We start from the raw sequence: 12,355 nt of genomic DNA, 5'->3' as shown, positions 1-12,355 counted from the left end.
GGGAATGCTCAAGGTAGGCCACTCCGCAGGGCTTCCCATTGCATGAATGAAATGATCGCGCGCGACGACCCTTCGCCGCCGCGTGCAATGCCTTACGGCAGCGGCAATCAACACCTTCTCGCTGGCCGAGGAATGTTCAAACAAAGGAAGAGGCTATGGTTCAAGTTCGCAAACTGGTGTTAGCAATAGCGGCCGCCTCGGCGCTGTCCTCCGGTATGGCGCATGCCCTCGGGCTCGGGGAATTGACCCTGAAATCGACGCTGAACCAGCCTCTGGTCGCGGAAATCGAGTTGCTCGACGTCAAGGATCTCACGGCTGCCGAAGTGGTGCCGAGCCTGGCCTCGCCCGAAGATTTCGCCAAGGCCGGTGTCGATCGTCAGGCGTTTCTCAATGACCTGACCTTTACCCCGGTACTTAACGCCAGCGGTAAAAGCATCTTGCGCGTGACGTCCAGCAAACCGCTGTCCGAACCGATGGTGAAATTCCTGGTTCAGGTGATGTGGCCCAACGGTCGCCTGCTGCGCGACTACAGCGTGCTGCTCGATCCGTCCAAATTCTCGCCACAGACCGCCGATGCCGCTGCTCAACCCGCTCCAGCTCAAACGGTGACGGCGCCAGTGACTGGCGCGACCAAGTCGTCGCAATACACCACCACGTCGCGCGATACCCTGTGGGAGATCGCCGCGAAAGTACGTAACGGTGGTTCGATCCAGCAGACCATGCTGGCCATCCAGGCGCTGAACCCGGATGCGTTCATCGACGGCAACATCAATCGACTGAAAACCGGCCAGGTGCTGCGTCTGCCTGATCAGGTGCAGAGCACCAATCTGCCGCAACCCAAGGCCATCGCTGAGGTCGCCGCGCAGAACACCGCGTGGCGTCAGGGGCGTCGCTATGTGGCGAAGCCGGGAACCGGGCAGCAGCAACTCGACGCCACCAAACGCGCTCGCGGTGAAGGTGCTTCATCGCAACCTGCCGTCGACAAACTGAGCCTGGTCTCTGCCGACATCGGCAAGGGCGGCAAAGGCGCCGCCGGTGATGCGAAAGCGTTAAGCGATAAGCTGGCCGTTGCCGAGGAAAGCCTCGACGCGACTCGTCGCGACAATGCCGAATTGAAAAGCCGCATGAGCGATCTGCAAAGTCAGCTGGACAAGCTGCAACGACTGATCGAACTGAAGAACAATCAATTGGCCAAGTTGCAGGCCGCAGGCGGCGCGGATGCATCCGCTTCGAGCACTGCGGCAACGCCAGCGGACGCGGCTCCGGTGCCTGCGCCAGAGACTGGCGCACCAGAAGTCGTTCCGGAGCCAGTCGTCGAGCCAACACCCGATGATCAGAAATTCAACGAGCTGCTGACCAATCCGATCCTGCTGGGTCTGGTGGGTGGCGGTGCGGTGGTGCTGTTGCTCTTGCTATTGTTGCTGGCCCGTCGCCGTAAGGCACAGCAAGAAGCCGAGAAGCATCTGCGCATGGCCCGTGCCTTGGAGGAGGAGCAAGAGTTCTCTGTCGAGCATGATCTGCCGCCAAGCAGCTTCGAAGGCCTGGAAGTTCCGCCGCCGAGCGTGAAACTTGCGACCGCGCCAACGCCAACGCCAGCACCTGCACCTGCACCTGCACCGGCCCCGGTGATTGCGCCGGTTGTGGTGACGCCGCCGATCGCGGCGCCATTGGTGTCGCCTGCCGCCGAGCGTTCCGATCGTTCCGACGACGTATTGGCTCAGGCACAGTCGCACATTGCCGGCGGTCGTCTGAATCAGGCCGTCGCATTGCTGGAAGACGCGATCAAACAAGAGCCGCAACGCAGTGACCTGCGCTTGAAGCTGATGGAAGTCTATGGTCAGCAGGGCGACCGCGACGCGTTTGTCGCTCAGGAGCGTCAACTGGTGGCCAACGGCGATAATTTCGCCCGGGTTGAAAAGTTGAAAAGCCGCTTCCCGGCCATGGCTGTCGTGGCGGCCAGCGGCCTGGCTGCTGCCGCCATCGCTGCCGAGCTGGACGCACAATACGTCAAGGATCTGCTGCTGGACGAGCCGCAAGCCCCGGAGCCGTCATTGTCCGACTTCGACAGCGCATTTGATCTGAGCCTGGACGATCTGGAGGCGGCTACGCCGATCGCGCCAGTTGTTGCTACGCAGCCGGAACCTGCGCTGGAGCCGGAACCAACGCCCGCACCTGCACCAGAAGAGCAGGCTGAATTGGACGAATTCCCGCTGGACGACGATCTGAGCTTTGAGTCGGTGTTGCAGCAGCAGACTGAAATCAAGGAAGACCTCGACGATCTGTCGGTCTTCGACCTGGACATGGACCTGGGGGGTAATGCCTCCCCGGCAACTCTGGCCGAAGATGAATTCCTGCTGAATCTGGATGAAGAGCTCAAGGATTTGCCTGTCGCCGAAGCGGCGCCGGTGACCGAGCCGACGCTTGACGACCTGGAGCTGCCGGCGGACTTCGACCTGTCGCTGGCCGACGAAATGGACGCGGCTCCAGATCAGCCTGACGCCTTTGAAAATGAACTCAACGACGTCAATGCTGAGCTGGATCGTCTGTCCCAGAGCCTCGGTGAGCCGAGCTTCACTGCAGACGACGCGTTGGCTACCGCGGCCGATGAGCCGGACTTCGACTTCCTCTCCGGTACCGACGAAGTCGCCACCAAACTCGACCTGGCCCAGGCCTACATCGACATGGGTGACAGTGATGGCGCTCGGGACATCCTCAATGAGGTGGTGACCGAGGGCGATGCCGGTCAGAAGAGCGAAGCCAAGGAAATGCTCTCGCGACTGGCGTAAGTGATCGACAACGGTGTAAATAAAACGGCAGCCCTGTGAGGCTGCCGTTTTTGTTTGGGCGGGGATGCGATGGCGTCTGCGAGATTGCTATCGCGGGCAAGCCCGCTCCCGCAGGTTGAACTGCCCCCCAAAAGTTGGACACCGATCCTGACTTTTGGGGGGCAGTTCAGGTTTTGTGGGTGTCGAAGATCCTTGTGGGAGCGGGCTTGCCTGCGATGAGGTCGGAACAGTCAATGGAGATCCCTCTGGCGTACCCACCCAACCGCTTTATAATGCCTGCCTTTGCGCAGATCAGCAGGCTGTCACCCCTTGGCAAATATAGATAATCCGGCTGCCGAAATGGCGGCCGACGGCTTTTTCCGGATCGCGTTAGGCGTTGAATACAAAGGCTCACGCTATCGCGGCTGGCAACGCCAGGCCTCCGGTGTGCTCACGGTGCAGGAAACCCTTGAAAACGCCTTGTCCAAAGTCGCCGACTCCCCCGTGTCGCTGCTCTGTGCCGGGCGCACGGATGCCGGGGTGCATGCCTGCGGTCAGGTGGTGCATTTCGATACCCAGGTCGAGCGTTCAATGAAGGCCTGGGTGATGGGCGCCAATATCAATTTGCCCCACGACGTCAGCGTCAGTTGGGCAAAGGTCATGCCGGCGCATTTCCACGCGCGATTCAAGGCGATCGCCCGGCGCTATCGCTATGTGATCTATAACGATCAGATCCGCCCGGCGCACCTGAATGAAGAAATTACCTGGAATCACCGTCCGCTGGACGTCGAGCGCATGGCCGAGGCCGCTCGGTATCTGGTCGGCACCCACGATTTCAGCGCATTTCGCGCCGGCCAGTGCCAAGCCAAGTCGCCGATCAAGGAGCTGCATCACTTGCGCGTGACGCGCCACGGCAAAATGATCGTGCTGGATATTCGCGCCAGTGCGTTCCTGCATCACATGGTGCGCAACATCGCCGGTGTGCTGATGACTATCGGTGCCGGCGAGCGTCCTGTGGAGTGGATGAAAGAAGTGCTGGAAAGTCGTATCCGTCGTTCCGGCGGGGTGACGGCTCATCCGTTCGGCCTGTACCTGGTGCAAGTCGAGTACCGCGACGAGTTCGAATTGCCCGAGCGTTACATCGGCCCACACTTCCTCACCGGCTTCTCGGAACTTGACGGCTGACGCCCTCGAACGCTTTTGTTACCATCCGGGACTTTCCCGGATTTGTCCTGAGGTTATATCGACATGTCAGCCGTTCGCAGCAAAATTTGTGGGATTACCCGCATGGAAGATGCGTTGGCGGCGGTCGAGGCCGGGGCTGATGCCATCGGTTTTGTGTTCTACACCAAAAGCCCACGGGCTGTGACTGTCCAGCAGGCGAGGGTGATCATCAAGGCCTTGCCGCCATTCGTGACCACCGTGGGGTTGTTCGTCAATGCCAGTCGCTGCGAGTTGGGGGAAATCCTCGACGCAGTGCCGCTGGACCTGTTGCAGTTTCATGGCGATGAAACCGCGGCGGACTGCGAAGGCTGGCATCGGCCCTACATCAAGGCGTTGCGGGTCAAGGCCGGTGATGACATCGCAGCGGCTTGCGATGCCTACGCCAGTGCCAGCGGGATCCTGCTCGACACCTACGTCGAAGGTGTTCCCGGCGGAACCGGTGAAGCGTTCGACTGGTCTCTGATACCGCAACATCTGAGCAAGCCGATCATCCTGGCGGGCGGCTTGACACCGGACAACGTCGCCGAGGCGATTGCCCGGGTTCGGCCATACGCGGTGGACGTCAGCGGTGGAGTGGAGGCGAGCAAGGGCATCAAGGATCAGGCAAAGATTCAGGCATTCATCAAAGCGGTTGTAGAGGCTTGATGTGACGGCTGGCACACTGCCGCCGTCCACAGGCATGGCTGAGGATATTTGGGGGTGTACGCAGGTCGCATCTCGCTGACCCGGCACGCCATCGATCATCGCCACACATATGAATTTAGCTCAAGGGCATACGCGGGGCTGCGAACCAGAGCGTTCGAGCCGCCGGTACTGGAGAAAGAAAGCATGAGCAACTGGTTAGTAGACAAACTGATCCCTTCGATCATGCGTTCCGAGGTCAAGAAGAGCTCGGTGCCTGAAGGTCTGTGGCACAAATGCCCGTCTTGCGAGGCGGTGCTGTATCGTCCGGAGCTGGAAAAGACCCTGGATGTTTGCCCCAAGTGCAACCACCACATGCGTATCGGCGCTCGTGCGCGCATCGACATCTTCCTCGACGCTGACGGCCGTGCCGAACTGGGCGCGGACCTGGAGCCGGTTGACCGTCTGAAATTCCGCGACGGCAAGAAATACAAGGATCGCCTGACTGCTGCGCAAAAGCAGACTGGCGAAAAAGACGCACTGATCTCCATGAGTGGCACCTTGCTGGGCATGCCGGTCGTGGTGTCGGCCTTCGAATTCTCCTTCATGGGGGGGTCGATGGGCGCCATCGTCGGTGAGCGCTTCGTGCGTGCCGCCAATTACGCCCTGGAAAACCGTTGCCCGATGATCTGCTTCGCCGCCTCCGGCGGTGCGCGGATGCAGGAAGCACTGATTTCCCTGATGCAAATGGCCAAGACTTCCGCGGTGCTGGCGCGTCTGCGTGAAGAAGGCATTCCGTTCATCTCGGTACTGACCGATCCGGTCTACGGCGGTGTTTCCGCCAGTCTGGCGATGCTGGGTGATGTAATCGTCGGTGAGCCCAAAGCCCTGATCGGTTTCGCCGGCCCGCGTGTTATCGAACAAACCGTTCGCGAAAAGCTGCCGGAAGGCTTCCAGCGCAGTGAGTTCCTGCTGGAGCACGGCGCGATCGACATGATCATTCCGCGTCAGGAACTGCGTCCGCGACTGGGCAACCTGCTGGCACAAATGATGGGACTGCCGACGCCAAAATTCGTCGCCGCGCCGATCGAGCCGATCGTGGTTCCGCCGGTGCCTGCCAACCTATGATCCAACGCACCCTTGGCGAGTGGCTCGCCTACCTGGAACAGTTGCATCCTTCGGCCATCGACATGGGGCTGGAGCGTTCGCAACAGGTAGCGTCTCGGATGGGGCTGGGCAAGCCGGCGCCTCGGGTGATCACGGTCACGGGCACCAACGGCAAGGGTTCTACCTGCGCGTTCGTGGCTTCGTTGCTGCGGGCGCAGGGCCTGAACGTCGGTGTCTACAATTCTCCGCACCTGCTGCGTTACAACGAGCGGGTGCAGGTCAATGGTGTCGAGGCGACCGACGCCGAGCTGTGCGAAGCCTTTGCTGCGGTCGAGGCCGGTCGTGGCGACACGTCCCTGACGTACTTCGAAATGGGTACCTTGGCGGCGTTCTGGTTGTTTCAACAGGCAGGGCTTGATGCGGTAGTGCTGGAAGTCGGCCTGGGCGGGCGTCTGGATACCGTCAACGTAGTGGATGCCGATATCGCGCTGGTCACCAGCATCGGCGTCGATCATGCGGACTATCTGGGTGATACCCGAGAGTCCGTGGCTTACGAAAAAGCCGGCATTTTCCGCCAGGGCGCGCCTGCGCTCTGTGGCGATCTGAATCCTCCTCAACCTCTGCTGGATAAAGCGCGCGAGCTCAAGTGCCCGTTTTTCCTGCGTGGACGCGATTTCGACCTGGGTATCACCGATCACAACTGGCAATGGCGCGGCCTTGATGCCCAAGGGCGTGCAGTCGAGTTGCATGATCTGCCATTGCTCGATCTGCCGATGGAGAACGCCGCTCTGGCGTTGCAGGCTTACCTGTTGCTCGGGTTGCCTTGGGTGGATGCACAAATTATTGCTGCGCTGAAAGCCACTCGGGTGGTTGGTCGTCTCGATCGCCGTCAGTTCGACTGGCAGGGCAAGCGCCTGAATGTGTTGCTGGACGTGGGACACAACCCCCATGCGGCAGAATATCTGGCCCGTCGTCTGGCCAGTCGACCACCGGCCGGCAAACGTCTGGCGGTGTTCGGGTTGTTGGCGGACAAGGATCTGGATGGTGTTGTCGGTGAATTGAATGCTAGTGTCCAGCATTGGGCTGTTGCCCCACTGGATTCGCCGCGGGCGCGACCCGTTGAGCAGTTGCACGCGGCGCTGCAGAACCTTGGCGCCTCGGTAACGTCTTATGACAGCGTGGCCGCTGCCCTGGAAGGGCAGTGCGCGCAAGCGACGAGCGACGACGAAATTCTGTTGTTCGGATCATTTTATTGTGTCGCCGAGGCCCTTGAATGGCTGGCCCGGCACTCCACGGAGGAAGCGGCAAATGGCTTTGCTGGATAAGGCGTATAAGCAGCGCATGGTCGGTGCCCTGGTGCTGGTCGCGCTGGCGGTGATTTTCCTGCCGATGCTGTTTTCCCGTCAGGACGAACAGCGCCAGGTGAGGGTCGACGCCCCGGCCGCACCGCAAGCGCCAGCGGCACCGCAAGTGCAGGTCGAGCCTGTGGTAGTGCCTGAGCCGCAGGCATTGCCGCAAGAACCTGTGCCAAGCGATGACGAAATTGCCGCGCAGCAAGCGCCGTCGGCACCGATTGCGCCAAGTGCGCCGAGTGCACCCGTGGTTCCAGCGCCACCGGCTGCCAAACCGGTCACACCACCTCCGGCGCCAGTCGCCAAGCCTGTGCCGGCACCTGCGCAGCCAATCGCTGTCGCACCGAGCAAGCCGGCTGCCACCCCAAGCCGCGTCGATGCCAATGGCCTGTCGGTCAGTTGGTCGGTGCAACTGGCCAGCCTGTCGAGCCGTGAGAGCGCTGAAAGCCTGCAGAAAACCCTGCGCAGCCAAGGCTATAACGCCTACATCCGCTCCGCTGATGGCAAGAATCGGGTTTTTGTCGGGCCGCTGATCGAGCGCGCGGAGGCCGATCGCCTGCGTGACTTGTTGAGTCGCCAGCAGAACCTCAAGGGCTTTGTCGTGCGTTTTCAGCCTGAGCGTGGTTAAAACTATCACCTTGATTTGAAAAGCACTGACAATCTCAGCTTACCGACAGCCATGGGCTCTGCTAAAATGCGCCGCCTCATCTGTCTGTAGGCTGCACTGTGCCATTTACCTGGGTTGACTGGGCGATCGTTGCAATCGTCGCCATCTCCGCTTTGATCAGTCTTAGCCGCGGCTTCGTCAAAGAAGCACTCTCGCTGCTGACCTGGATCATCGCAGGAGCCGTTGCCTGGATGTTTGGTGGTTCATTGTCCGAGTACCTCGGCGGATACATCGAAACACCATCGGCTCGCGTGATCGCGGGTTGTACCATCATGTTTGTCGCCACTTTAATCGTAGGCGCAATGATCAATTATCTTATCGGCGAGTTGGTTCGCGTCACCGGGCTATCCGGGACCGATCGATTCCTCGGCATGGCCTTCGGCGCCGCGCGTGGCGTGTTGCTGGTGGTCGTGGCAGTCGGACTGTTGAGCCTGGGGCCGGTACAGCAGGACGGGTGGTGGCAACAATCACAGCTCGTGCCAAAATTTCTATTGGTCGCAGACTGGTCCAAAAACCTGATCCTTGGGTGGAGCAGTCAGTGGCTTGCCAGCGGAATCAGCGTACCCGCTGATATACCGTTCAAGGAGCACCTCTTGCCGACGGCCAAAACGCCTCAGTGAGTTGTGTTCAGTTCAGATCCATTAAGTAGGGGTTGCGTCGCATGTGTGGCATCGTCGGTATCGTCGGTAAGTCGAACGTCAATCAGGCGCTGTATGACGCGCTAACCGTCCTCCAGCACCGCGGCCAGGACGCTGCCGGTATCGTGACCAGCCATGATGGCCGGTTATTCCTGCGCAAGGACAATGGGCTGGTGCGTGACGTGTTTCATCAACGTCACATGCAGCGCCTGGTCGGCCACATGGGCATAGGCCATGTGCGTTACCCGACTGCGGGCAGCTCGACTTCGGCCGAGGCCCAACCGTTTTACGTCAACTCGCCGTACGGCATTACCCTGGCGCATAACGGTAACCTGACCAACGTTGAACAGCTGGCCAAGGAGATTTACGAATCTGACCTGCGCCACGTCAACACCAATTCCGATTCGGAAGTGCTGCTCAACGTGTTCGCGCACGAACTGGCCCAGCGCGGCAAGTTGCAGCCGACCGAAGAAGACGTGTTCGCCGCTGTCACCGACGTGCACAACCGTTGCGTCGGTGGTTACGCGGTCGTGGCGATGGTGACCGGTTACGGCATCGTCGGTTTCCGCGATCCGCACGGCATCCGTCCGATCGTTTTCGGTCAGCGTCATACCGACGAAGGCGTCGAGTACATGATCGCCTCCGAAAGCGTTTCGCTGGACGTACTCGGTTTTACCCTGATTCGCGACCTGGCACCGGGCGAAGCGGTCTACATCACTGAAGACGGCAAGCTGCACACCCGTCAGTGTGCGACCAACCCGTCGCTGACGCCGTGCATTTTCGAACACGTCTATCTGGCGCGTCCGGACTCGATCATCGACGGCGTCTCGGTCTACAAGGCCCGCCTGCGCATGGGCGAGAAGCTTGCCGAGAAGATCCTGCGCGAGCGTCCGGACCACGACATCGATGTGGTCATCCCGATTCCGGACACCAGCCGCACCGCGGCCCTGGAGCTGGCGAACCACCTGGGCGTCAAGTTCCGCGAAGGCTTTGTGAAGAACCGCTACATCGGCCGGACCTTCATCATGCCGGGTCAGGCTGCACGGAAAAAATCCGTACGCCAGAAGCTCAACGCCATCGAACTGGAGTTCCGCGGCAAGAACGTGATGCTGGTGGACGACTCCATCGTTCGCGGCACCACCTGCAAGCAGATCATCCAGATGGCTCGCGAAGCCGGTGCCAAAAACGTCTATTTCTGCTCCGCTGCACCGGCGGTGCGTTACCCGAACGTTTATGGCATCGACATGCCGAGCGCTCACGAGTTGATCGCGCACAACCGTTCGACCCAGGACGTTGCTGACCTGATCGGCGCTGACTGGTTGATCTATCAGGACCTGCCTGACTTGATCGAAGCGGTCGGTGGCGGCAAGATCAAGATCGAGAAGTTCGATTGTGCGGTGTTCGACGGCCAGTACGTCACCGGTGACGTCGACGAGACTTACCTGAACAAGATCGAGCAGGCGCGCAACGATGCCTCCAAGGTCAAGACCCAGGCAGTCAGTGCGATCATTGATCTGTACAACAACTGAGTAATTACCGGCCCCTAGGGGCCGGTTTTGTATCTACTAAAAAGAGCAAGGCAAGGAGTGACAGCATGAGTCAGGATTGGGATGCCGGTCGGCTGGACAGCGACCTCGAAGGCGTAGCGTTCGATACCCTGGCCGTACGCGCCGGTCAGCACCGCACGCCGGAAGGCGAACACGGTGACCCGATGTTCTTCACTTCCAGCTACGTATTCCGTACCGCCGCCGACGCAGCCGCGCGCTTTGCCGGTGAAGTGCCGGGCAACGTTTACTCGCGCTACACCAACCCGACCGTGCGTGCGTTCGAGGAGCGTATTGCCGCGCTGGAAAGCGCCGAGCAAGCCGTGGCCACCGCCACCGGCATGGCCGCGATCATGGCGGTGGTGATGAGCCTGTGCAGTGCCGGCGATCATGTACTGGTCTCGCGCAGCGTGTTCGGCTCGACCATCAGCCTGTTCGAGAAGTACTTCAAGCGCTTTGGTATTGAGGTCGATTACGTGCCATTGGCGGATTTGTCCGGTTGGGATGCCGCGATCAAGGCCAACACTAAATTGCTGTTCGTCGAATCGCCCTCCAACCCGCTGGCTGAGTTGGTGGACATCGCCGAGCTGTCGAAAATCGCTCATGCCAAAGGCACGATGCTGGTGGTCGACAACTGCTTCTGCACCCCCGCGTTGCAGCAGCCTTTGAAGCTCGGCGCGGATATCGTTGTGCACTCGGCGACCAAGTTCATCGATGGCCAGGGCCGTTGCATGGGCGGTGTTGTGGCCGGTCGTAGCGAGCAGATGAAAGAAGTCGTCGGTTTTCTGCGTACTGCCGGGCCGACCCTCAGCCCGTTCAACGCCTGGATCTTCCTCAAGGGGCTGGAAACGCTGAGCCTGCGCATGAAGGCGCACTGCGCCAATGCCCAGCAACTGGCCGAATGGCTGGAGCAGCAGGACGGTATCGAGAAAGTCCATTACGCCGGCCTCAAGAGCCATCCGCAGCACGAATTGGCCCGGCGTCAGCAGAAAGGCTTCGGTGCGGTCGTGAGTTTCGAAGTCAAGGGCGGCAAAGAGGGCGCCTGGCGCTTCATCGATGCGACCCGCCTGATTTCCATCACCGCCAACCTGGGCGACAGCAAAACCACCATCACGCACCCGAGCACCACTTCTCACGGTCGTCTCGCGCCGCAAGAGCGTGAGGCGGCAGGGATCCGTGACAGCCTGATCCGCATCGCGGTCGGTCTGGAAGACGTGGCCGACCTGCAAGCCGATCTGGCGCGCGGGTTGGCTGCCTTGTGATCGAGTTGTCGACGCCGACCACGGGCACCCATGGCCGCGTCGCGCTGGTCACCGGTGCTGCGCGCGGCATCGGCTTGGGGACCGCGGCCTGGCTGATCAGCGAAGGCTGGCAAGTGGTGCTGACTGATCTGGATCGAGAGCGCGGTTCGAAAGTGGCGAAGGTCCTTGGCGAAAACGCCTGGTTCATCGCCATGGACGTCGCGAATGAAGCGCAGGTGGCGCTGGGCGTGGCTGAAGTGCTGGGGCAATTCGGGCGTCTGGATGCGTTGGTATGCAATGCGGCGGTGGCGGACCCGCACAACATCACCCTGGAAAGCCTCGATCTGGATTACTGGAATCGGGTGTTGGCGGTGAACCTCAGCGGGCCGATGCTGTTGGCCAAGCACTGCGCGCCTTACCTGCGCGCTCACAGCGGTGCCATCGTCAATCTGGCCTCGACCCGTGCCGCACAGTCGGAGCCCGACACAGAGGCTTATGTGGCGAGCAAGGGGGGGCTGTTGGCCCTGACTCACGCCTTGGCCATCAGTTTAGGGCCGGAAATCCGTGTCAACGCAGTCAGCCCGGGCTGGATCGATGCGCGAGACCCTGCAGTGCGACGCGCCGAACCGCTGACCGATGCCGATCATGCGCAGCATCCGGCGGGCAGGGTAGGCACGGTCGAGGACGTGGCGGCGATGGTGGCGTGGTTGCTGTCCAGGAACGCCGGTTTCGTCACGGGTCAGGAATTCGTGGTCGATGGTGGCATGACCAAGAAGATGATTTACAGCGAGTAACACGGCAGGGCGCTGTCGTCCGCATGGATGTCGAATGTGCCGCCTTCATCGCGAGCAGGCTCGCGAAAGCGGTCTGACGGTTGCCGACCTCGTTCGGAATGACACGATTTTGTCTTTTTCAGAAAAACTTCAAGCGGGGTATTGACTTAGCTTCGGTACCTGCGTAAATTTCGCGGCCTCGGAGATGCAAACGGGTGATTAGCTCAGCTGGGAGAGCGTCTGCCTTACAAGCAGAATGTCGGCGGTTCGATCCCGTCATCACCCACCACTTCCGAGAGTCTTGCGAAAGCAAGATGGAAGCTTTTAAAGCCTCCACCGACGCGCAGCGGTAGTTCAGTCGGTTAGAATACCGGCCTGTCACGCCGGGGGTCGCGGGTTCGAGTCCCGTCCGCTGCGCCATAT

General features: G+C 60.7%; 10 protein-coding genes and 2 tRNA genes. All 12 read left to right on the top strand.

Going from position 1 to position 12,355, the window contains the following annotated elements:
- Positions 1-155: 155 nt before the first annotated feature.
- The 12 genes from BZL43_RS16480 to BZL43_RS16425 all read left to right on the top strand — a co-directional run bounded on the left by BZL43_RS16480 (position 156) and on the right by BZL43_RS16425 (position 12,352).
- Entirely contained in the window at positions 156-2,786 is a 2,631-nt protein-coding gene (locus BZL43_RS16480; RefSeq protein ID WP_095633290.1) for a FimV/HubP family polar landmark protein, read from the top strand.
- A gap of 339 nt (positions 2,787-3,125) precedes the next feature.
- Positions 3,126-3,950 carry a tRNA pseudouridine(38-40) synthase TruA gene (truA, locus tag BZL43_RS16475; RefSeq protein WP_168185105.1) on the top strand — a complete coding sequence of 275 codons (825 nt, stop codon included), beginning with the start codon at positions 3,126-3,128 and terminating at the stop codon, positions 3,948-3,950.
- 63 nt (positions 3,951-4,013) lie between these two features.
- A complete protein-coding gene (locus BZL43_RS16470; RefSeq protein ID WP_095633288.1) occupies positions 4,014-4,634 on the top strand; it encodes a phosphoribosylanthranilate isomerase in 621 nt (206 codons plus the stop codon).
- A 183-nt stretch (positions 4,635-4,817) separates the two neighbouring features.
- Complete coding sequence (gene accD / locus BZL43_RS16465) at positions 4,818-5,738, top strand: acetyl-CoA carboxylase, carboxyltransferase subunit beta (protein ID WP_095633287.1); 921 nt, start codon at positions 4,818-4,820, stop codon at positions 5,736-5,738.
- Positions 5,735-7,042 (top strand): bifunctional tetrahydrofolate synthase/dihydrofolate synthase, encoded by a 1,308-nt coding sequence (gene folC / locus BZL43_RS16460; RefSeq protein WP_095633286.1) that lies wholly within the window; start codon positions 5,735-5,737, stop codon positions 7,040-7,042. The genes accD and folC overlap by 4 nt, the downstream gene beginning before the upstream one ends.
- Positions 7,026-7,697, top strand: coding sequence for an SPOR domain-containing protein (locus tag BZL43_RS16455; RefSeq protein ID WP_095633285.1), 672 nt, complete (start codon positions 7,026-7,028; stop codon positions 7,695-7,697). The genes folC and BZL43_RS16455 overlap by 17 nt, the downstream gene beginning before the upstream one ends.
- A gap of 98 nt (positions 7,698-7,795) precedes the next feature.
- The gene (locus BZL43_RS16450) at positions 7,796-8,356 is read left to right on the top strand and encodes a CvpA family protein (RefSeq protein ID WP_095633284.1); all 561 of its coding nucleotides are present in this window, start codon (positions 7,796-7,798) and stop codon (positions 8,354-8,356) included.
- 41 nt (positions 8,357-8,397) lie between these two features.
- Positions 8,398-9,903, top strand: coding sequence for an amidophosphoribosyltransferase (gene purF, locus BZL43_RS16445; protein ID WP_095633283.1), 1,506 nt, complete (start codon positions 8,398-8,400; stop codon positions 9,901-9,903).
- Positions 9,904-9,968: 65 nt separating this feature from the next.
- Positions 9,969-11,180, top strand: coding sequence for an O-succinylhomoserine sulfhydrylase (locus BZL43_RS16440; protein ID WP_095633282.1), 1,212 nt, complete (start codon positions 9,969-9,971; stop codon positions 11,178-11,180).
- Complete coding sequence (locus tag BZL43_RS16435) at positions 11,177-11,953, top strand: SDR family oxidoreductase (protein WP_095633281.1); 777 nt, start codon at positions 11,177-11,179, stop codon at positions 11,951-11,953. The genes BZL43_RS16440 and BZL43_RS16435 overlap by 4 nt, the downstream gene beginning before the upstream one ends.
- A 192-nt stretch (positions 11,954-12,145) precedes the next feature.
- Positions 12,146-12,221 (top strand) — tRNA-Val (locus tag BZL43_RS16430).
- Between the two features lie 54 nt (positions 12,222-12,275).
- Positions 12,276-12,352: transfer RNA gene (locus BZL43_RS16425), tRNA-Asp, on the top strand.
- Positions 12,353-12,355 lie beyond the last annotated feature (3 nt).

This window comes from Pseudomonas sp. PICF141, assembly GCF_002286815.1.
GTDB lineage: Bacteria > Pseudomonadota > Gammaproteobacteria > Pseudomonadales > Pseudomonadaceae > Aquipseudomonas.
This window is presented reverse-complemented; position numbering and strand designations above follow the sequence as displayed.